The sequence below is a fragment of the Enterobacter cloacae complex sp. Mu1197 genome, assembly GCF_040059225.1.
Lineage (GTDB): Bacteria > Pseudomonadota > Gammaproteobacteria > Enterobacterales > Enterobacteriaceae > Enterobacter > Enterobacter quasiroggenkampii.
Window position 1 is genome coordinate 1,080,342 of sequence record NZ_CP157375.1, and the last position, 20,862, is coordinate 1,101,203.

The window sequence follows — 20,862 nt, forward strand, 5'->3', positions numbered from 1 at the left end:
AAATGATATAGTTATAGCACGTGGGTGGCCTGGTTTTCATTTTATCTCAGGTAAACCAGAAAATATCGTCAAAGGGGAGGGGTTGTTTTTTGAATCTGGCCTGGATATTATTTTGTTATGTTATAACAAAACATAAAGGATTGACGATGAAACCCAATATCCATCCCGCCTATCGCACCGTGGTCTTCCATGACACCAGCGCGAATGAATACTTCAAAGTGGGCTCAACCATTAAGACCGACCGCGAAATTGAACTCGACGGTGAAACGTATCCGTACATCACCATCGAGGTTTCTTCAAAATCGCACCCGTTTTATACCGGTAAGCAGAAAACGTTCTCCACGGACGGTAGCGCAGCGCGCTTCCGCAAGCGTTTTGGTGGTTTTCTCAATGCGAAGCGGGGCTAACCATGCAGGTACTTAACTCATTGCGCAGTGCAAAACAGCGTCACCCGGATTGCCAGATAGTCAAACGCAAGGGACGCTTGTACGTGATTTGCAAATCCAATCCGCGCTTTAAGGCGGTTCAGGGACGTAAAAAAAGACGCTAAACGCGCGTTTCTCGCCAGCTTTCCAGGGATCTTTTCTGTTTGCCATCGGCAGTAAAATTGTCGGTGGCAAGCCAGCTTTCAAAGGCGTTCGCCAGCGTCGGCCACTCTTTATCGAGAATCGAAAACCAGTCGGTATCCCGGTTATGGCCTTTTATCACCAGCGCCTGACGAAAACGCCCCTCAAACTGAAAACCCAGACGCAGGGCGGCCTTGCGGGAAGGTTCGTTCAGGCTATTGCACTTCCACTCATAACGCCGGTAGCCCAGGGTATCGAACACATACCGCATCAGCAGATATTGCGCCTCTGTCGACATGGGCGTGCGGCTTAAAAGAGGCGAGAAGTGAACGTGCCCCACCTCCACGACCCCGTTTTTAGGATCGATCCGCATCAGGGACAGCGTCCCGACCGGAGACCGGGTCTGGTTATCGATAACGGTAAAGTGTATGGGGTCGGATAACTCACTCACGCTCGCGACCCATTCGGCAAACTCCTCTGCGGTAGCGTCGGGTTCACGCAGTAGCCACGTCCAGCTGCGGGTATCTCCGGCCAGGGAATAGGCGGAGAACAGCGCGTTGGCATGCTCCACGCGCAGCGGTTCAAGGCGACAATACCGGCCCTGAAGCACGACCCGGGATGGGGGCTGACGAGGTTGCCAGTCGCTAAGCGCTTCGCCCACCGGCTGTCCGAACTGATTGAATGTCTTCATCTTCATTTCCGTGACGTTGAAAAGGGTTTCAGACTAGTGAATTGCTGGTTCCTTAAAAAGAACCACTGCGCTATTTTTTGATGGTGCCACGAGGAGGCGAGATGAATATACCGGGTGATGAATTTTATACCTTGCTCAACGCAGCCCTGAAAAAACGCGGGGAAGAGACGCTCCAGCGCGCGCTTTATCTTGCTTTACGGGAGGCGATTCTGTGCGGAAGACTCCTGTCCGGCAGCCAGCTTCCCGGTTCGCGAACGCTGGCCCAACAGCTCTCCCTTTCCCGCAATACCGTCAATGCGGCGCTGGACCAGCTCACGCTGGAAGGGTATTTGCAGCGTAACCGCCAGGGAACGCGGGTGGCACAGCTGGCTTACCGCTCGGCCACCCGGACATTGCCGGACCCTGACATCAGGCTCGCCCGGCGGGTTGGCCTGCTGCCTGCGCCGGTGCAGCGGGATACCCCGGTACTGGCATTTACGCCGGGGACACCCGCCATCAACTATTTCCCTCTGCCGCTGTGGCGGCGATTGTACGATCGCGTGATGCGGGAGGAGGGAAATGCCCTGCTGGGGTATGGCGACCCGGCCGGTGAACCGTCGCTGCGGGCAGCGATTGCCCGGCATCTCGCCCTGTCCCGCGGTATCGACTGCGACGCGAGCCAGATTGTGATCACGGAAGGCGCGCTTGAGGGCGTTAACCTGTGCACAATGCTGCTGAGTGAGCCGGGGGATATCGCCTGGGTAGAAAACCCCGGCTATAGCGGGGCAAAAAGCGCGTTTGTTAAAACCGGCCTGACCATGACGGGGATCCCGGTTGATGACGAGGGGATGTGCTGGGAGGGATTGAATGCCCCTTCTCCCTCGTTAATTTTTACCTCACCTTCACACCAGTTCCCCTACGGAAGCGTGCTCAGCGCCCGACGGCGTCTGGCGCTGCTGGAGCTCGCCCGGCAGCACAACGCGTGGATCATAGAAGACGATTACGACAGCGAATTCCGTTATGCCGGTGAGCCCGTGCCGGCGATGCTGGGAATGGTCAACAATGCGCCCGTGGTTTATCTCGGGACGTTCAGTAAAACGCTGTTTCCGTCGCTCCGAATAGGGTTCATGGTCTTGCCGCCTGCGCTGGCGAAGGCGGTTCGTCCGGCCATCGGCTCGCTGTTGCGCGGTGGGCATCGTGCCGAACAGCGCACGCTGGCGCTGTTTATCGAAGAAGGTCATTATGCCCGTCATCTTGCCGCCATGCGTCGACTCTATCGTAAACGATACCGCCAGCTGCGGGAGGTGCTGGGCGCAGAGCTTCATGCGCCGCACCGTATTCTGGCCGGTGAAGGCGGGATGCATCTGACGCTGGCGATAGACGATATTGATGACCAGAAATTGGTGGAGCAGGCGAGGGCGTTTCAGCTGGCACCCGCTGCGTTGAGCGGGTACTACCTGGAGGCGAAGCAGGGGCAAACCGGTCTGGTTTTAGGTTACGGCAATACCTCTGCTTCTCAGTTTGCGCCGGGGATCCGGCGTCTGCAGGCGTTAATTACGCAGCAGCAGGGCGCGAAAGGGTAAAGACGTCATAGAAAGAGAGCTGACCTTTGGTAGAGACCATTTTCTGCAGCTTCTCTTTTTGCACGGTTTCAACGGCCGGAGAGTGCAGAATGCTGTCGATCAGCTCCTCTGGCACGTAACGCGTGTTGTACCATTCGCCGTTATAGCAGACCCGGAAATCGAGGACGTCGATATCTTCGTAACGGTAGCGCGGATTCACGTCGAAAAAGAAAAAGGCGTTAAAGACCACAAACAGCACAACCAGCAGCCAGACGGAGTCCACCAGTGTTTCAGACTTCAGCATCACAATAAGCGTCGCCAGCCAGGCGGCATACATGGCGACAAACAGTCCAGGATGTTTGCGAATAAAGCTAATGCTAAAGCGCGGGCGATTGTCGCGCTTTTCGCGGAGGTTAAGATCGTCGATGGTGGCGGTGAGCAGGCGCTGTATCTCGGTCATTTTTTGCCTTTATGAGAGTTGACAATACAGGGTGTCTGCCAATTTTAGGGGAGCCATTGGGCTGAAAAAAGTAACAGTCTGGCGCTAAAAGACCATAACAGTTGGCTCCCCACTCCCTCACAGCGTTTTGATGATTTTTGCCGGATTGCCGCCCACGACAACGTTAGCCGGGACGTCTTTCGTCACCACGGCTCCGGAGGCCACCACCACATTATCACCAATGGTGACGCCAGGGTTAATAACCGCCCGACCACCGATCCAGACATTATTCCCAATGGTGACGGGTTTGCCAAACTCCACGCCGCTGTTCCGTTCCTCTGCATCCAGCGGATGGGTGGCCGTATAAATATGCACACCCGGCGCGAGCATGCAGTTATCGCCGATATGGACGGGGCAGACATCCAGCATCACGCAGTCGAAGTTCGCGTAAAAGTTTTTACCCAGAGAGATGTTATATCCATAGTCGCAGCGGAAGCTCGGTTCGATATAAGCGCCTTCGCTTTGCCCCAGCAGTTCCGCCAGGATGTTCTGGCGTTCTGTCTTTTCATCGGGCGCGGTGTGGTTATAGCGGTACACCAGGTGGCGGGCCCGCAGTCTGTCGGCCCGTAACGTCTCATCGCCGGGGCGATAGTGTTCACCGGCAATCATCTTCTGTTTTTCTACGCTCATAGGAAACCTCTCTGGAAAAGATTACCGTAGAGTAATAGGAACAGGCCAGAAGGGGAACGTTCCCGAAAAGCCGATGTGACTGGCGTCACAACAATGTTGCTGATAAACACGTTTTACACGGAGACCTGGCCTGGGCACAGGGAGCATAACGGGATAGGTAAAAACAGCTTAGAACGTGGCGTAGAACTCTACAGACACCCTTCAAACATTAACGGACAAATTTCCATACAGAAGTAGGGATTTTGTCATACAGCTTATTCATGGTCAGTTCAGCAAGACGATGGTCCGCGGCTGAATAAAATACGGCCAGTTCATTATCAGAAAGCTCGTATTTATTCTTTTCAATGACGCGTTCGAGCGTGTCAATTGACTGGCAACGTCGTAAGCGCATCAAATAATCGATTTTTGTGAGTGGTTTATCAGACATAAATTCACCTTAGTAATTGTAATAATTTTAACAGGAAAGACTAACCGGGTTAGCTCTGCTCACGTTGACGAAACAGCGGAATAGCCGGTTTCCCGATTTACGCCATTTTTGCAAATCCTGGGCGTTAATGCCGTAACTACTGAACAACATAAAGGTGTCGTCCAGGTATTCATCAATTTGCTCAATGAGCTTATTATCTTCATTGTACTTAATTTTATAATTAAGTGCGAAGGTTGCGATATGCTCTATCAGCTCATTCAACTGTAAATTGATGGCAGACGTTGGGTCGTTTACCCAGCCATGGTTACTTTCATCAAGGTTGGCAAGGCAGTCATGGTACAAGGATTCGCAGAGAAATTTCAACTGCGCGATATCATGCCTTTTTGGCGAGTACTCGTCCATAGCGCATCCCCTTCTGAGTGATTTCTTACTCACCGAACATCATAGTCGGGATGGATACAACTGACTTAGCTACATGAGTGCTGTGTTCCTGATAACTTAACTATAAGCCACTCCTTCCTGGATTTCATCGCGCTATTACGAAAAATTACAAATAAAACCCTAGACTGCGAGCATGTACGCAATGTTCCGTCCTGGACACCCTTTTTTTATCCAAATTAACGCGATTTTTTATCGCTTCCTTACGTTTCATTGGCTTAGCAAAACGGCCTGAAAAGTTCAGATTCGAACTTCTCTTTGTCAGAACTTCTTATTAGGAATATTCCTAATAGCTTAAGCGGGGAAATGAAATTAAAAAAATCCTGAATTCACCGATTAAGTTATCAGTTAATTATGATATGTCTAATTAAGATGGCAGAAAATAAATAGAACCACAATAAGCGTAATTTATGATTTTTTCTGAAAATGAAAAAGGCCGCTAATGCGGCCTTTTTATCATGTGAAACCGGTATCAGTGAGGTTCTACCGAATGCGTGTGTTCAATATCCTCATTTTTCCGGCTGAAGCGGCGGCGAACCACCACGAAGAACACCGGTACGAAGAAGATAGCGAGTACGGTTGCGGTAACCATACCACCCATAACGCCTGTACCAACCGCGTTCTGCGCACCGGAGCCAGCACCGGAGCTGATAACCAGCGGCAGTACGCCGAGGATAAACGCCAGTGATGTCATCAGGATTGGGCGCAGACGCATACGAACAGCCTCAAGCGTTGCCTCAATCAGACCTTTACCTTCTTTCTCCATCAGATCTTTGGCGAATTCAACGATAAGTATCGCGTTCTTCGCCGACAAGCCAATGGTTGTCAGCAGGCCTACCTGGAAGTACACGTCGTTGGTCAGTCCACGGAACGTTGCCGCAAGCAGCGCACCGATAACCCCAAGCGGTACCACCAGCATAACGGAGAACGGAATTGACCAGCTCTCGTACAGCGCTGCCAGACACAGGAAGACGACGATCAGTGAAATCGCGTACAGGGCAGGGGCCTGGTTTCCGGACAGGCGTTCCTGATAGGACATACCGGTCCAGTCGTAGCCGATACCCGAAGGCAGTTTGCTCGCCAGCTCTTCCATCAGGTTCATGGCTTCACCAGTGCTTCGGCCCGGAGCGGCCTGACCCAGGATCTCCATCGATGGCAGACCGTTATAGCGTTCCAGACGCGGCGAACCATATTCCCAGCGAGACGTTGAGAACGCCGAGAACGGTACCATCTGACCATTGCTGCCGCGCACGAACCAGCTGTTGATATCGTTTGGCAACATACGGTATTGCGCCTCGGACATCACGTACACTTTCTTCACGCGACCGCGGTCGATGAAGTCGTTAACGTAGCTACCGCCCCAGGCGGCGCCCAGCGTGGTATTAATGTCACTGATGGATACGCCCAGCGCCTGGGCTTTCTCCTGGTCGATGTCGATTTTGTACTGCGGCGTATCTTCCAGGCCGTTCGGACGCACGCCGACCAGCAGGTCAGGGTGCTTAGCCACTTCGCCAAAGAGCTGGTTACGCGCCTGCGTCAGTTTTTCGTGACCCAGACCGCCCTGGTCAATCAGCTGGAAGTCGAAGCCGGTCGCGGTACCCAGTTCAACAATCGCTGGCAGGTTGAAGGCGAACACCATCGCATCTTTAATCTGCGAGAAGGTGCCCATCGCACGGCCGGTAATGGCTTCAACCTTGTTCTCTTTGCCCGGACGTTCAGACCAGTCTTTCAGAGAAACGAAGGCAATACCGGTGTTCTGACCACGACCCGCAAAGCCAAAGCCGTTAACCGCAAACACGGATTCAACGTTGTCTTTCTCTTTGGTGAGGTAGTAGTCCGTCACTTCGTCCAGCACTTTCTGGGTACGCTCTTGCGACGCGCCCGCAGGAAGCTGTGCCATCGTCAGGAACACGCCCTGGTCTTCATCCGGCAGGAACGAGCTTGGCAGACGAACGAACAGGAACGCCATCCCCACGACGATGATGATATAGAGCACCAGGTAACGACCGGTGCTGCGCAGGATGTTGCCCACGCTGTCGGTGTAGTGGTGCGTGCTCTTATCAAACATGCGGTTAAACCAGCCGAAGAACCCTTTATGCTCGCCGTGACCGCCTTTCTGAATCGGCTTCAGCATGGTGGCACACAGCGCAGGGGTCAGGATCAACGCGACCAGCACCGACAGCGCCATCGCGGAAACGATGGTAATTGAGAACTGACGATAAATCGCACCGGTAGAGCCCCCGAAGAAAGCCATCGGGATAAATACCGCAGACAGTACCATCGCGATACCGACCAGCGCGCCCTGGATCTGGCCCATTGATTTACGGGTCGCTTCCTTCGGCGGCAGACCTTCTTCCGCCATCACGCGCTCGACGTTCTCGACCACGACGATGGCATCATCCACCAGCAGGCCGATGGCGAGCACCATCCCGAACATCGTCAGGGTGTTTATCGAGTAGCCAAATATCGACAGGATCGCAAAGGTCCCGAGCAGAACAACCGGCACGGCAATCGTTGGGATAAGCGTCGCGCGGAAGTTTTGCAGGAACAGATACATCACCAGGAACACCAGGATGATGGCTTCTACCAGCGTTTTAACCACTTCGTGAATCGAAATTTTGACGAACGGCGTGGTGTCATACGGGTAAACGATTTTCAGACCTGACGGGAAGAACGGTTCCATCTTCTTCAGCTCTGCGCGGATCGCCGTGGCGGTGTCCAGGGCGTTAGCCCCTGTCGCCAGTTTGATACCCAGACCGGAAGCCGGTTTACCGTTGAACTTCGCGATGATGTCGTAGTTCTCACCGCCCAGCTCGACTTTAGCCACGTCGCGCAGGCGAACCTGGGAACCGTCCTGATTCACTTTCAGCAGAATTTTGCTGAACTCATCGGCAGAGGTCAGACGGGTCTGTGCGATGATCGAGGCGTTAAGCTGCTGGCCTTTCACCGGCGGCGTACCACCTAACTGACCGGCTGCCACCTGGGCGTTCTGCGCTTTAATCGCATTGATCACGTCAACGGGGGTCAGCTGGAAGTTGTTCAGTTTGTTCGGATCCATCCAGATACGCATCGCGTACTGAGAACCGAACAGCTGAACGTCACCCACACCGGAAGTACGGCTGATGGCGTCCTTCATGTTGGCACCCACGTAGTCGGAAATATCCTCCTGCGTCATGGTGCCGTTGGTGTTGATAACGCCGACAACCATCAGGAAGCTGCTGGACGATTTCTCGACGCTCACACCCTGCTGTTGTACTTCCTGCGGCAGCAGAGGCATCGCCAGCTGCAGTTTGTTCTGCACCTGAACCTGCGCAATGTCAGCATCCGTACCTGACTGGAAGGTCAGGGTGATCTGAACTGTACCGGTAGAGTCACTGTTTGAGGACATGTACATCAGGTTATCGATACCGTTCATGTTCTGTTCGATAACCTGAGTGACGGTGTCCTGCACCGTTTTCGCATCAGCCCCCGGGTAGGTTGCGGAGATAGTCACCGCCGGTGGCGCAATCGTTGGATATTGCGCGACAGGCAGCTTCAGGATCGCAAGTCCCCCGGCCAGCATGATGATAATGGCGATCACCCACGCAAATATGGGGCGATCGATAAAGAAATTAGGCATGTCTTAACGGCTCCTGTTTAAGTTAAGACTTGGTTTGTTCTGACTGGCCAGCGGCCGAAGCTTGTTGTTTATCGTCAGATTTCACTTCCTGTGCTTTAACCTGCGCGCCAGGACGAACTTTTTGCAAACCAGAAACAATCACGCGATCGCCATCTTTCAGACCTTCCGTCACCAGCCATTTATCGCCAATCGCCTGTGTGGCGGTGATATTGCGCGTTTCGACTTTGTCATCTGCTCCAACAACCAGCGCGCTCGCATCGCCGCGTGGCGTGCGGGTCACACCCTGCTGTGGAACCAGAAGTGCGGTTGGATTCGTTCCTTCTTCCAGACGTGCGCGAACGAACATACCTGGCAGCAGATTCTTGTCAGGGTTCGGGAAAATCGCACGTAAGGTGATGGAACCGGTGGTCTGGTCGACCGTCACATCAGAGAATTCCAGGGTACCTTCCTGCGGGAACTTGATACCGTCGTTGGTAATCAGCTCCACTTTGGCTTTGCCGTTTTCCTGTTTCAGGGTGCCGTTAGCCAGCTCCTGTTTCAGGCGCAGGAAATCATTGCTGGACTGCGTGACGTCAACATAGATCGGATCGAGCTGCTGCACGGTCGCCAGCGCAGTGGTCTGACCGTTCTGCACCAGAGCCCCTTCCGTCACGGAAGATTTACCAATACGACCGCTGATAGGCGAGGTCACTTTGGTATAGGCCAGGTTAATGCGCGCGGTTTCGACGGCCGCTTTGGCTGCCACCACGGCTGCGTTAGCCTGTTGGGCATCCGCCAGGGCGGTATCGTAATCCTGCTGACTGATGTACTTGGTACCGAGCAGTTTTTGATAGCGGTTCAGCGTCAGCTGAGCAATTTTAGCCGCGGCCTGTGCTTTAGCCAGATCGCCTTTCGCGCTTTCATAAGACGCCTGATAGGTTGCGGGATCAATCTGATACAGAGACTCACCGGCCTTTACATCACCGCCTTCGGTGAAGTTACGTTTCAGGATAATGCCGCTAACCTGAGGACGCACTTCCGCAATGCGGTAAGCATTTGTACGGCCGGGTAATTCGGTAGTGATTTGTAGAGGTTCAGATTTGAGCGTCACAACGCCTACTTCTGGCGCCTGCTGAGCTCCTTGTTGAGCCGGTTTGTCGTCACATCCTGTTAGCGCTAAGCTGCCTGAGAGCATCAGAACGACCGCCAGAGGCGTTAACCCTCTGTTTTTGTTCATATGTAAACCTCGAGTGTCCGATTTCAAATTGATCAAGGGTCCTGAGTCTAAAAACCCATTGCTGCGTTTATATTATCGTCATGCTATGGTACATACATTCACAAATGTATGTAAATCTGACTCCTGTAAATTCACCCACCTATGGCACGAAAAACTAAACAACAAGCGCTGGAAACCCGACAACACATTCTGGATGTGGCAATACGTTTGTTCTCGCAGCAGGGTGTTTCATCTACCTCGCTGGCACAAATTGCTCAGGCTGCCGGTGTGACGCGGGGAGCGATTTACTGGCATTTTAAAGACAAGTCAGATCTGTTCAGTGAAATCTGGGAGCTTTCAGAGTCCAGCATTAGCGATCTCGAGAGTGAGTATCGGGCAAAATTCCCTGACGATCCACTCTCAGTATTGAGAGAAATATTAGTATATATCCTTGAAGCTACGGTAGTTGAAGAACGTCGCAGATTAATGATGGAAATAATCTTTCATAAATGCGAGTTCGTGGGCGAGATGGCGATTGTTCAGCAGGCACAACGCAGCCTCAGCCTGGAGAGCTATGACCGTATTGAATACAACCTGAATCAGTGCATGCAGGCAAAACTGCTGCCTGCCAACCTGTTGACCCGCCGGGCGGCGATTCTGATGCGTAGCTACATTTCCGGTCTGATGGAAAACTGGCTGTTTGCGCCACAGTCGTTTGATCTTAAAGCGGAGGCCCGCAGCTACGTCGCGATTTTACTGGAAATGCTACAGCTCTGCCCGACGCTGCGCAGCGACGCGCCGTCGCTAACCGCCTGACTCATTTCCAGGATTTATCTCAGAGGCTCACGTTCGCGCTATTCTGCTTCCGGCGAGCGTGATATTCTTCACGCCGGACTATTTTCGGTCATCTTCTGACATCATTCACAACTATGCTGCCCATCAATCGCTCGCAACATCCTGTTTTTGCATTGCTCTTTGCGATGCTGTTTTTCTTCGCCACGGCGCCGCTGACCTGGGCCCGCGCCGACAACAGCAACGATATCCCCACGCGTGCGGATGTTCAGTCGCAGCTCGACACGCTGAACAAACAAAAAGAACTCTCTCCTCAGGAAAAACTGACGCAGCAGGATCTGACGGAAACGCTGGAAACGCTGGATAAAATTGAACGCGTTAAGGCTGAAACCGCACAGCTCCGTCAGAAGGTGGCGCAGGCCCCAGAAAACATGCGCAAAGCGACGGAATCGCTGAATGCCCTGAGCGACGTGGATAACGACGACGAAACACGCAAAACGCTCGCCGCGCTCTCCTTACGCCAGCTCGAATCGCGCGTGGCGCAACTGCTCGACGACCTGCAAACGGCGCAGTCCGATCTCGCCACCTACAACAGCCAGCTTGTCTCCCTGCAGACCCAGCCCGAGCGCGTGCAAAATGCGATGTACGCCGCGTCTCAGCAGCTGCAGCAGATCCGCAACCGCCTCAACGGCACAACGGTAGGAGAGGGCACGCTGCGCCCGACGCAGCAAACCCTGCTGCTGGTGCAGCAGACGTTGCTCAATGCGCAGATTGAACAGCAGCGTAAAAGCCTGGAAGGGAATACGGTGCTGCAGGACACCCTGCAGAAACAGCGCGATTACGTCACCGCGAACATTAATCGTCTGGAGCACCAGCTACAGCTGCTGCAGGAAGCGGTTAACAGCAAGCGCCTGACGCTGACGGAAAAAACCGCCCAGGAGGCCGTATCCCCTGACGAAACCGCCCGCATCCAGGCCAACCCGCTGGTGAAGCAGGAGCTCGAAGCCAACCACCAGCTTAGTCAGCGCCTGATACTGGCGACCGAAAATGGCAACTCGCTGGTTCAGCAAAATATCAAGGTGAAGAACTGGCTGGATCGCGCCCTGCAGGCGGAACGCAACATCAAAGAGCAGATCGCGGTCCTGAAAGGCAGCCTCCTGCTGTCGCGTATTCTCTACCAGCAGCAGCAGACGCTTCCGTCCGCCGATGAGCTGGAAGACATGACCAACCGCATTGCGGATTTACGTCTGGAACAGTTTGACGTCAACCAGCAGCGCGATGCTCTTTTCCAGAGCGATACCTTTGTCGCCAAAATTGAAGAGGGTCATTCCAGCGACGTGAACCCGGAAGTGCACGACGCGCTGCTCCAGGTCGTGGATATGCGTCGCGAGCTGCTGGATCAGCTCAACAAACAGCTGGGCAACCAGTTGATGATGGCCATTAACCTGCAAATCAACCAGCAGCAGCTGGTGAGCGTCTCGAAAAGTCTGCAGGAGATCCTGACCCAGCAGATTTTCTGGGTAAACAGCAACAAACCGATGGACTGGGACTGGATTAAATCCTTCCCTGAGACGCTGAAAACGCAGATCAAGAGCATGAAAATCACCGTGAACTGGGAGAAAGCCTGGCCTGCGGTGATGATTGCCTTGCTGGCGGGGCTACCGCTGCTGCTGATCGCGGGCCTGATTCGCTGGCGTCTGGGCTGGCTGAAAAAATACCAGGCGAAGCTGGCGTCCGAAGTGGGGCAGCTGCGTAACGATAGCCAGCTCCATACGCCAAAAGCGATTCTGATCGATCTCATTCGCGCCCTGCCGGTGTGCCTGATTATTCTGGCCGTGGGCCTGATTCTGCTCACCATGCAGCTCAACGTCAGCGATCTGCTGTGGGCGTTCAGTAAAAAACTGGCGCTGTTCTGGCTGGTTTTTGGCCTGTGCTGGAAGGTGCTGGAAAAAGACGGCGTGGCGGTGCGTCATTTCAACATGCCTGCGCAACTGACCAGTCACTGGCGTCGTCAGATTGTGCGCATCAGCCTGGCGCTGCTGCCGCTGCACTTCTGGTCGGTTGTCTCTGAGCTTTCCCCGCTGCATCTGATGGATGATGTGCTGGGCCAGCTGGTCATCCTGCTGAACCTGCTGCTGATTGCTATCCTGATGTGGCCGATGTGCCGTGACAGCTGGCGTGATAAAGAGTCCCACAATATCCGTCTGGCCACCGTGACCGTGCTGGCGATCATTCCGCTGGCGCTGATGGTGCTGACGGCAACGGGCTACTTCTATACCACGCTGCGCCTGTCCGGGCGCTGGATTGAAACGGTCTATCTGGTGATCGTCTGGAACCTGCTCTATCAGACCGTGCTGCGCGGCCTGAGCGTGGCTGCCCGCCGCATCGCCTATCGCCGTGCCATCGCGCGTCGTCAACATCAGGTGAAAGAGGGGGCCGAGGGCGCGGAGCCGCAGGAAGAGCCGACCATCGCGCTGGAGCAGGTTAACCAGCAGACGCTGCGCATCACCATGCTGGTGATGATCGCCCTGTTTGCCGTGATGTTCTGGGCGATCTGGTCCGATCTTATTACCGTTTTCGCCTATCTCGACAGTATTACCCTCTGGCAATACAACGGAACCGAAGCCGGCGCGGCGGTCATGAAAAGCGTGACCATGGGCAGCCTGCTGTTTGCGCTGGTGTCGTCGGTGGTCGCCTGGGCGCTGATCCGCAACCTGCCTGGCCTGCTCGAAGTGCTGCTCCTGTCACGTTTGAATCTTCGCCAGGGGGCGTCCTACGCCATCACCACGATCCTCAACTACGTCATCATTATTGTTGGAGCGATGACGGTCTTTGGTTCGCTTGGCGTCTCGTGGGATAAACTGCAGTGGCTGGCGGCCGCCCTCTCGGTCGGTCTTGGTTTTGGCCTGCAGGAGATCTTCGGTAACTTTGTCTCCGGCCTGATCATCCTGTTTGAACGTCCGGTACGTATCGGCGATACCGTCACCATCGGCACGTTCTCGGGAACGGTCAGCAAGATCCGCATTCGTGCGACCACCATCACCGACTTCGATCGCAAAGAGGTGATCATCCCGAACAAAGCGTTCGTGACCGAGCGTCTGATCAACTGGTCGCTCTCGGATACGGTGACGCGCGTGGTGATCCGCCTGGGCGTGGCCTATGGTTCGGATCTGGATAAGGTGAAAGAGGTGCTGCTGAAGGCGGCGTCTGAACATCCGAAAGTGATGCACGATCCGGCTCCTGCGGTCTTCTTCACCACCTTTGGGCCGAGTACGCTGGATCACGAGCTGCGTTTATACGTGCGTGAACTGCGTGACCGCAGCTACACGGTGGATGAGCTTAACCGCTCTATCGATCGTCTGTGCCGTGAAAACGATATTAATATCGCCTTCAACCAGCTTGAGGTTCACCTGCGTAACGAGAAAGGTGATGAGCATACGGAAGTGAAGCGCGAGATTAAGGGTGATGACCCGACTCCAGCTTAATCTATTTTCCCTCTCCCCGTGGGAGAGGGTTAGGGTGAGGGGGAAGTTTCCCCTCAAAATCCCGCCGTACAATTTCCAGTGCCTTAAGCACCGTCCCGGCGGGGATCTCATGATTCTCCAGCAGCATAATCAAATCGACGGCCAGCTTGACCTCATCGGGTGCATTTTCCAGTGACATGGGTGTGGCTCCTGTTAACGGGTCAAACGTTCTATGACGCGTTCAATGTCATCCAGCGCCTGACGGCAGCGGACGATGCGTCCTTCCAGCGCGCTAATCTCGCGCATCAATAGCTGCTGCTCTTCCAGCGTTTCGCTGTTGTTCAGGCGCACCTCGCGTTCGCGCTTCATCTCAAACAGTCGGCGTTCAAATTCCTGGTTCTCCAGCCGTTTGCGCTGCCATTTGCCAAGCCCCGGCGAGGCGCTGTCCCAGGCGCGCAGCGGCCAGGCGGCGATTTCGCGATGCAGCGCGGTGATCTGCTCGGTGAGATGCGCCGCAAGCCACGCCACCTGTTCCTGCTGTTCATGCTCAACCGCATGGCGAAGTTCGTCGAGGTTCGTCTGCGCTTCAGCCAGGTAATCCTGAATAACGGTGCTGCGGGTACGAAAAAGCTGCCGGTCAAAGCGCGGTTTCAGCGTGGCGTGCCCCATCAGCGGCGTGGCCTGCTCCCGCAGAGCAATCAGCTGATTTTGCAGCCTCTCAAGAAGCAGTGCTGTTTTCAAGGCGCTCTCCAGTGGTAAAGTAGCCGTTCAGTTTGATAACGATTCGCATTATGCAGCGTACTATTTTAATCATCATTGGCTGGCTCGCGGTAGTGCTTGGCACGCTGGGTGTGGTTTTACCCTTGCTGCCGACCACGCCGTTTATCCTGCTGGCGGCCTGGTGCTTCGCCCGCTCGTCACCGCGTTTTCACCACTGGCTGCTCTATCGCTCATGGTTTGGCGGCTATCTGCGGCACTGGCAAAAACACCGGGCCATGCCGCCCGGCGCCAAGCCGCGCGCGATCGCGGTGATCCTCATCACCTTCGCCATTTCATTATGGCTGGTGAAAATGATGTGGGTGCGGATCCTGCTGCTGGTCATCCTGACCTGCCTGCTTATCTTCATGTGGCGGATCCCCGTGGTTGATGAAAAGCAACAAAAGCACTGAAGCCTTATCATGGCTGTTGCAATTATTGCGTACAGCCAGTAAATTCGACCGTTTTCGAGCACAGGCGCGCCTGGTTAAAGGTTAAACAATTGTTACCTTTGCCGACTCGTTGCGCGCCGTGAGTAACACTGTTTCATTTAGGCACAAACCGATGACCGCAACTGCACAGCAGCTTGAATATCTGAAAAACAGCATCAAAAGCATCCAGGACTATCCAAAGCCTGGCATTCTTTTCCGTGATGTCACCAGCTTGCTGGAAGACCCGAAAGCGTACGCGCTCAGCATTGAACTGCTGGTCGAGCGTTATAAAAACGCCGGGATCACCAAAGTAGTAGGTACCGAAGCCCGTGGCTTCCTGTTTGGCGCACCGGTTGCGCTGGCGATGGGCGTAGGTTTTGTGCCGGTGCGTAAGCCGCGCAAGCTGCCGCGTGAAACCATTGCAGAAAGCTACGAGCTGGAGTACGGCACCGATCAGCTGGAGATCCACGTTGACGCGATCAAGCCTGGCGACAAAGTGCTGGTGGTTGACGATCTGCTGGCGACCGGCGGCACCATTGAAGCGACCGTGAAGCTGATCCGCCGTCTGGGTGGGGAAGTGACCGACGCGGCCTTCATCATCAACCTGTTCGATCTCGGCGGTGAACAGCGCCTGGAAAAACAGGGTATTACCAGCTACAGCCTGGTGCCTTTCCCGGGTCACTAATCCCGGTTTTCACAACCTCGCTCAATGGGTGAGGTTGTGATAGCATTCCCCTCCATAAATTCACCTTCCAGCGTTGCAGAGCCTGCCCATGAGTTATCAGGTGTTAGCCCGTAAATGGCGACCACAAACCTTTGCTGACGTTGTCGGTCAGGAACATGTGCTGACGGCCCTGGCGAACGGCTTGTCGCTAGGTCGCATCCATCACGCCTATCTTTTTTCCGGCACCCGCGGCGTCGGTAAGACCTCTATTGCCCGTTTGCTGGCAAAAGGTCTCAACTGCGAAACCGGGATCACCGCCACGCCGTGCGGCGTGTGTGATAACTGTCGGGAGATCGAGCAGGGGCGTTTTGTCGATCTGATCGAGATCGATGCCGCTTCGCGCACCAAAGTGGAAGATACCCGCGACCTGCTCGACAACGTGCAGTACGCCCCGGCGCGCGGCCGCTTCAAGGTCTACCTGATCGATGAAGTGCACATGCTGTCGCGCCACAGCTTTAACGCTCTGCTGAAAACGCTGGAAGAGCCGCCCGCACACGTGAAGTTCCTGCTGGCGACCACCGATCCGCAAAAGCTGCCGGTCACGATCCTGTCGCGCTGCCTGCAGTTCCATCTGAAGGCGCTGGATGTTGAGCAGATCCGCGCGCAGCTTGAGCATATTCTTGATGAAGAGAAGATTGTCCACGAACCGCGCGCCCTGCAGCTGCTGGCCCGCGCGGCGGACGGCAGCCTGCGTGATGCATTAAGCCTGACCGACCAGGCGATTGCCAGCGGTGACGGCAAGCTCTCCACCGAGGCGGTCAGCACCATGCTCGGCACGCTGGATGACGATCAGGCGCTGTCGCTTATCGAAGCGATGATTGCCGCCAACGGCGAACGCGTGATGTCGCAGGTGAACGCCGCCGCTGCCCGGGGTATTGAGTGGGAAGGGCTGCTGGTTGAGATGCTCAGCCTGCTGCACCGCGTGGCGATGCTGCAGCTTTCTCCCTCCGCGATTGGTGCGGATATGGCGGCCATTGAACAGCGGATGCGTGAGCTTGCCCGCACCGTGCCGCCTGCCGACGTCCAGCTTTATTACCAGACGCTGCTGATTGGCCGCAAAGAGCTACCGTTTGCGCCGGATCCGCGTATGGGCGTTGAAATGACGCTGCTGCGCGCGCTGGCGTTCCACCCGCGCATGCCGCTGCCGGAGCCGGAAGTGCCGCGACAGTCTTTCGCGCCGGTCGCGCCCACGGCGGTGATGTCACCGCAGCAGGTGCCGCCGCAGCCGACACCGCCACCGCAGCAGAACGTACCGCTGTCGGATGCCACCAGTTCGGTGCTTGCCGCGCGCAGCCAGCTGCAGCGTGCCCAGGGAGTAACCAAACCAAAAAAGAGTGAACCGGCAGCGCCAGGAAGAGCGCGGCCGGTGAACAACGCCGCGCTTGAACGACTGGCCTCGGTAACGGAGCGCGTACAGTCGCGTCCGGCACCGTCCGCGCTCGAGCAGAAAGCCCCGGTGAAAGAAGAGGCTTACCGCTGGAAGGCAACCACCATCACCGAAACCGTGAAGGAAGAGGTGGCCACGCCGAAAGCGCTGAAAAAGGCGCTGGAGCATGAAAAAACGCCGGAGCTTTCCGCGAAGCTTGCCGAAGAGTCCATTGCGCGCGACGCCTGGGCCGCGGAGGTCAGCAAACTCCAGCTGCCGAAGCTGGTGGAGCAGGTCGCGCTGAACGCCTGGAAAGAGCAGGACGGCAATCAGGTGCGTCTGCACCTGCGTCCGGGCCAGCGGCACCTCAATTCCCCTGGCGCGCAAAAGGCGCTGGCCGAGGCGCTCGCCGCTTTACAGGGTGCACCGGTTGAATTGACTATCATTGAAGATGATAATCCGGCTGTGAAAACGCCGCTCGAGTGGCGCCAGGCCATTTATGAAGAGAAGCTCGCGCAGGCGCGCGAGGCGATTATTGCGGATAACAACATTCAGACCCTGCGCCGGTTCTTCGACGCCGATCTGGATGAAGAGAGTATTCGCCCCATTTGATCGTGAGTCTGACTTACGGTTGTAATCCTTAAACGTGAAAGAAGAGAGAAGCCTATGTTTGGTGGAAAAGGCGGTCTGGGTGGCCTGATGAAGCAGGCTCAGCAGATGCAGGAAAAAATGCAGAAGATGCAGGAAGAGATCGCTCAGCTTGAAGTCACAGGTGAATCCGGTGCCGGTCTGGTCAAGGTGACCATCAACGGTGCGCACAACTGCCGTCGCGTTGAAATCGACCCGAGCCTGCTCGAAGACGACAAAGAGATGCTGGAAGATCTGGTTGCAGCCGCGTTTAACGATGCCGCTCGCCGTATCGACGAAACCCAGAAAGAGAAAATGGCCTCCGTGTCCAGCGGCATGCAGCTGCCGCCTGGCTTCAAGATGCCGTTCTGATGCAAACCAGTCCGCTGCTCACGCAGTTAATGGAAGCACTGCGCTGCCTGCCGGGCGTTGGCCCGAAGTCGGCGCAGCGCATGGCGTTTACGCTATTGCAGCGCGACCGCAGCGGCGGGATGCGCCTGGCGCAGGCTTTAACCCGCGCCATGTCAGAAATCGGTCACTGTGCGGATTGCCGTACCTTTACCGAGCAGGACGTGTGTAACATCTGCACGAACCCGCGTCGTCAGGAAAACGGCCAGATTTGCGTGGTGGAGAGTCCGGCGGACATCTACGCCATCGAACAAACCGGGCAGTTTTCCGGCCGCTATTTCGTGCTGATGGGGCATCTCTCCCCGCTGGACGGTATTGGCCCGGACGATATCGGTCTTGACCGCCTTGAACAGCGTCTTGAATCCGAAACGATCAAAGAGGTGATCCTCGCCACCAACCCCACGGTGGAAGGGGAGGCAACCGCCAACTATATTGCCGAGCTGTGCTCGCAGTATGGCGTTGACGCCAGCCGCATCGCCCACGGCGTGCCGGTCGGCGGCGAGCTGGAGATGGTGGACGGCACCACGCTGTCGCACTCTCTGGCCGGACGTCACAAGATTATTTTCTGACCAAACGGAGGCTGCGCGCGCGGCCTCCGCTTGAAAATTTCCCCCCGTATCCCCATCTCTCACTCAACGTTTTAAAACCCCATTAAATGGCATTGTTGAGGTCGACATAGATGAAAGGACAAGAAACCCGTGGTTTCCAGTCAGAAGTAAAACAGCTTCTGCACCTGATGATCCATTCCCTGTATTCCAACAAAGAAATTTTCCTGCGTGAGCTGATTTCCAACGCCTCGGATGCGGCGGACAAGCTGCGCTTCCGCGCGCTGTCTAACCCGGATCTGTACGAAGGCGACGGCGAGCTGCGCGTGCGCGTCTCGTTTAATAAAGAGAACCGCACCCTGACTATCGCCGATAACGGCATCGGGATGAACCGCGACGAGGTGATCGACCACCTCGGGACCATCGCGAAATCCGGCACTAAGGCGTTCCTGGAGTCCATGGGATCTGACCAGGCGAAAGACAGCCAGCTCATCGGCCAGTTCGGCGTCGGTTTCTACTCGGCGTTCATTGTGGCGGACAAAGTCACCGTGCGCACCCGTGCGGCGGGCGACAGCGCTGAAAACGGCGTGCTGTGGGAATCCAAAGGGGAAGGCGAATACACCGTTGATGACATCACCAAAGCGGACCGCGGCACCGAAATCACCCTGCACCTGCGTGAAGGGGAAGATGATTTCCTGAACGACTGGCGCGTGCGCTCCATCATCAGCAAATATTCCGACCACATCGCCCTGCCGGTTGAGATTGAAAAACAGGAAGAGAAAGACGGTGAAACCGTGGTTTCCTGGGAGAAAATCAACAAGGCGCAGGCGCTGTGGACACGCAACAAGTCTGAAATTAAAGACGACGAGTACAACGAATTCTACAAGCACATCGCCCACGACTTTACCGACCCGCTGACCTGGAGCCACAACCGTGTGGAAGGTAAGCAGGAGTACACCAGCCTGCTGTACATCCCGGCACAGGCGCCGTGGGACATGTGGAACCGCGATCACAAGCACGGCCTGAAGCTGTACGTGCAGCGCGTCTTCATCATGGACGACGCCGAGCAGTTCATGCCGAACTACCTGCGCTTTGTCCGCGGCCTGATCGATTCCAACGACCTGCCGCTGAACGTCTCCCGTGAAATTCTGCAGGACAGCACCGTCACCCGTAACCTGCGCAACGCCCTGACCAAACGTGCGCTGCAGATGCTGGAAAAACTGGCGAAAGACGATGCGGAAAAATATCAGACCTTCTGGAAACAGTTCGGCCTGGTGCTGAAAGAAGGCCCGGCAGAAGACACCGCGAACGTTGAAACCATCGCCAAACTGCTGCGCTTCGCCTCTACGCACACCGACTCCTCCGCGCAGACCGTGTCGCTGGAAGAGTACGTCTCCCGCATGAAAGAAGGGCAGGAGAAGATCTACTACATCACCGCCGACAGCTACGCCGCGGCGAAGAGCAGCCCGCACCTGGAGCTGCTGCGTAAGAAAGGCATCGAAGTGCTGCTGCTTTCTGACCGCATCGACGAGTGGATGATGAACTACCTGACCGAGTTCGACGGTAAGGCGTTCCAGTCCGTTGCCAAAGCCGACGAATCTATCGACAAGCTGGCGGATGAAGTGGATGAGAACGCGAAAGAAGCCGAGAAGGCCCTGGAGCCGTTCGTTGAGCGCGTGAAAACCCTGCTGGGCGACCGCGTGAAAGAGGTGCGTTTCACTCACCGTCTGACCGACACCCCGGCCATCGTCACCACCGATGCCGACGAAATGAGCACCCAGATGGCGAAGCTGTTCGCGGCGGCGGGCCAGCCGGTACCGGAAGTGAAATATATCTTTGAGCTTAATCCGGATCATCCGCTGGTGAAACGCGCGGCGGATACCCAGGACGACGCCCGCTTTGCCGAGTGGGTTGAACTCCTGCTGGATCAGTCCCTGCTGGCCGAACGCGGCACGCTGGAAGATCCTAACCTCTTCATTAAACGTGTGAATGCGCTGCTGCTGGCGTAATTAAACACCTGCCCCTCACCCTGGCCCTCTCCCCAAAGGGGAGAGGGTATAATCGTCCCCTCTCCCCTTTGGGGAGAGGGTTAGGGTGAGGGGGCATTCTCGCACTATCCCAAATTATCTCCCCCCATTAACCG

At 55.6% G+C, this 20,862-nt stretch carries 20 protein-coding genes and 1 other annotated feature; of the genes, 11 read left to right on the forward strand and 9 right to left on the reverse strand.

Annotation, left to right across the window (positions count from 1 at the left end; genetic code table 11):
* Positions 1–146 precede the first annotated feature (146 nt).
* Positions 147–407 (forward strand): type B 50S ribosomal protein L31, encoded by a 261-nt coding sequence (locus tag ABFV38_RS05050; RefSeq protein ID WP_006176933.1) that lies wholly within the window; start codon positions 147–149, stop codon positions 405–407.
* 2 nt (positions 408–409) lie between these two features.
* Positions 410–550 (forward strand): type B 50S ribosomal protein L36, encoded by a 141-nt coding sequence (ykgO, locus tag ABFV38_RS05055; protein WP_003859006.1) that lies wholly within the window; start codon positions 410–412, stop codon positions 548–550.
* Here ykgO and ABFV38_RS05060 read toward each other — a convergent pair.
* Positions 547–1,257 carry a GNAT family protein gene (locus ABFV38_RS05060; RefSeq protein WP_069720245.1) on the reverse strand — a complete coding sequence of 237 codons (711 nt, stop codon included), beginning with the start codon at positions 1,255–1,257 and terminating at the stop codon, positions 547–549. The genes ykgO and ABFV38_RS05060 overlap by 4 nt on opposite strands.
* 101 nt (positions 1,258–1,358) lie before the next feature.
* On the opposite strand from ABFV38_RS05060, the gene ABFV38_RS05065 reads away from it, so the two are divergent.
* Positions 1,359–2,819, forward strand: a complete 1,461-nt coding sequence (locus tag ABFV38_RS05065; RefSeq protein WP_325819307.1) for a PLP-dependent aminotransferase family protein — start codon at positions 1,359–1,361, stop codon at positions 2,817–2,819.
* Here ABFV38_RS05065 and ABFV38_RS05070 read toward each other — a convergent pair.
* From ABFV38_RS05070 to acrA, 6 genes are all read right to left on the reverse strand, one after another.
* Positions 2,791–3,258, reverse strand: coding sequence for a YlaC family protein (locus ABFV38_RS05070; RefSeq protein ID WP_045909756.1), 468 nt, complete (start codon positions 3,256–3,258; stop codon positions 2,791–2,793). The genes ABFV38_RS05065 and ABFV38_RS05070 overlap by 29 nt on opposite strands.
* A 117-nt stretch (positions 3,259–3,375) precedes the next feature.
* Positions 3,376–3,927, reverse strand: a complete 552-nt coding sequence (maa, locus tag ABFV38_RS05075) for a maltose O-acetyltransferase (protein ID WP_196345879.1) — start codon at positions 3,925–3,927, stop codon at positions 3,376–3,378.
* Positions 3,928–4,135: 208 nt separating this feature from the next.
* A complete protein-coding gene (locus ABFV38_RS05080; protein ID WP_008499287.1) occupies positions 4,136–4,354 on the reverse strand; it encodes an HHA domain-containing protein in 219 nt (72 codons plus the stop codon).
* A 27-nt stretch (positions 4,355–4,381) separates the two neighbouring features.
* Positions 4,382–4,756: an Hha toxicity modulator TomB gene (tomB, locus tag ABFV38_RS05085; protein ID WP_008499288.1), complete on the reverse strand. Its 375-nt coding sequence runs from the start codon at positions 4,754–4,756 to the stop codon at positions 4,382–4,384.
* Between the two features lie 508 nt (positions 4,757–5,264).
* On the reverse strand, positions 5,265–8,411 hold the full coding sequence (gene acrB / locus ABFV38_RS05090; RefSeq protein ID WP_348958692.1) for a multidrug efflux RND transporter permease subunit AcrB: 3,147 nt from the start codon (positions 8,409–8,411) through the stop codon (positions 5,265–5,267).
* A gap of 22 nt (positions 8,412–8,433) precedes the next feature.
* Entirely contained in the window at positions 8,434–9,627 is a 1,194-nt protein-coding gene (gene acrA, locus ABFV38_RS05095; RefSeq protein WP_045909753.1) for a multidrug efflux RND transporter periplasmic adaptor subunit AcrA, read from the reverse strand.
* A 141-nt stretch (positions 9,628–9,768) separates the two neighbouring features.
* Between acrA and acrR the strand changes: the two genes are divergently transcribed.
* Together acrR and mscK are read left to right on the forward strand one after the other, a co-directional pair.
* A complete protein-coding gene (gene acrR, locus ABFV38_RS05100; protein ID WP_048225918.1) occupies positions 9,769–10,422 on the forward strand; it encodes a multidrug efflux transporter transcriptional repressor AcrR in 654 nt (217 codons plus the stop codon).
* Positions 10,423–10,535: 113 nt separating this feature from the next.
* Complete coding sequence (gene mscK, locus ABFV38_RS05105) at positions 10,536–13,883, forward strand: mechanosensitive channel MscK (RefSeq protein ID WP_262749314.1); 3,348 nt, start codon at positions 10,536–10,538, stop codon at positions 13,881–13,883.
* 1 nt (position 13,884) lies between these two features.
* On the opposite strand, the gene rsmS is transcribed toward mscK, so the two are convergent.
* Positions 13,885–14,061, reverse strand: coding sequence for a pleiotropic regulatory protein RsmS (rsmS, locus tag ABFV38_RS05110; RefSeq protein ID WP_048225921.1), 177 nt, complete (start codon positions 14,059–14,061; stop codon positions 13,885–13,887).
* A gap of 14 nt (positions 14,062–14,075) precedes the next feature.
* Positions 14,076–14,603 carry a primosomal replication protein N'' gene (gene priC, locus ABFV38_RS05115; RefSeq protein ID WP_234081281.1) on the reverse strand — a complete coding sequence of 176 codons (528 nt, stop codon included), beginning with the start codon at positions 14,601–14,603 and terminating at the stop codon, positions 14,076–14,078.
* 50 nt (positions 14,604–14,653) lie between these two features.
* Between priC and ABFV38_RS05120 the strand changes: the two genes are divergently transcribed.
* From ABFV38_RS05120 to htpG, 6 genes are all read left to right on the forward strand, one after another.
* Complete coding sequence (locus ABFV38_RS05120; protein WP_013095896.1) at positions 14,654–15,031, forward strand: DUF454 family protein; 378 nt, start codon at positions 14,654–14,656, stop codon at positions 15,029–15,031.
* Between the two features lie 151 nt (positions 15,032–15,182).
* Positions 15,183–15,734 carry an adenine phosphoribosyltransferase gene (gene apt, locus ABFV38_RS05125; protein WP_000127359.1) on the forward strand — a complete coding sequence of 184 codons (552 nt, stop codon included), beginning with the start codon at positions 15,183–15,185 and terminating at the stop codon, positions 15,732–15,734.
* An 88-nt stretch (positions 15,735–15,822) separates the two neighbouring features.
* On the forward strand, positions 15,823–17,751 hold the full coding sequence (gene dnaX, locus ABFV38_RS05130; RefSeq protein WP_048030118.1) for a DNA polymerase III subunit gamma/tau: 1,929 nt from the start codon (positions 15,823–15,825) through the stop codon (positions 17,749–17,751).
* Positions 17,081–17,145, forward strand: a sequence feature (DnaX frameshifting element). Its footprint overlaps the gene before it by 65 nt.
* Before the next feature lie 54 nt (positions 17,752–17,805).
* A complete protein-coding gene (locus tag ABFV38_RS05135) occupies positions 17,806–18,138 on the forward strand; it encodes a YbaB/EbfC family nucleoid-associated protein (RefSeq protein ID WP_003858972.1) in 333 nt (110 codons plus the stop codon).
* Complete coding sequence (gene recR / locus ABFV38_RS05140; protein ID WP_008499298.1) at positions 18,138–18,743, forward strand: recombination mediator RecR; 606 nt, start codon at positions 18,138–18,140, stop codon at positions 18,741–18,743. The genes ABFV38_RS05135 and recR overlap by 1 nt, the downstream gene beginning before the upstream one ends.
* A gap of 110 nt (positions 18,744–18,853) precedes the next feature.
* Positions 18,854–20,728 (forward strand): molecular chaperone HtpG, encoded by a 1,875-nt coding sequence (gene htpG / locus ABFV38_RS05145; RefSeq protein ID WP_348958696.1) that lies wholly within the window; start codon positions 18,854–18,856, stop codon positions 20,726–20,728.
* Positions 20,729–20,862: the final 134 nt, after the last annotated feature.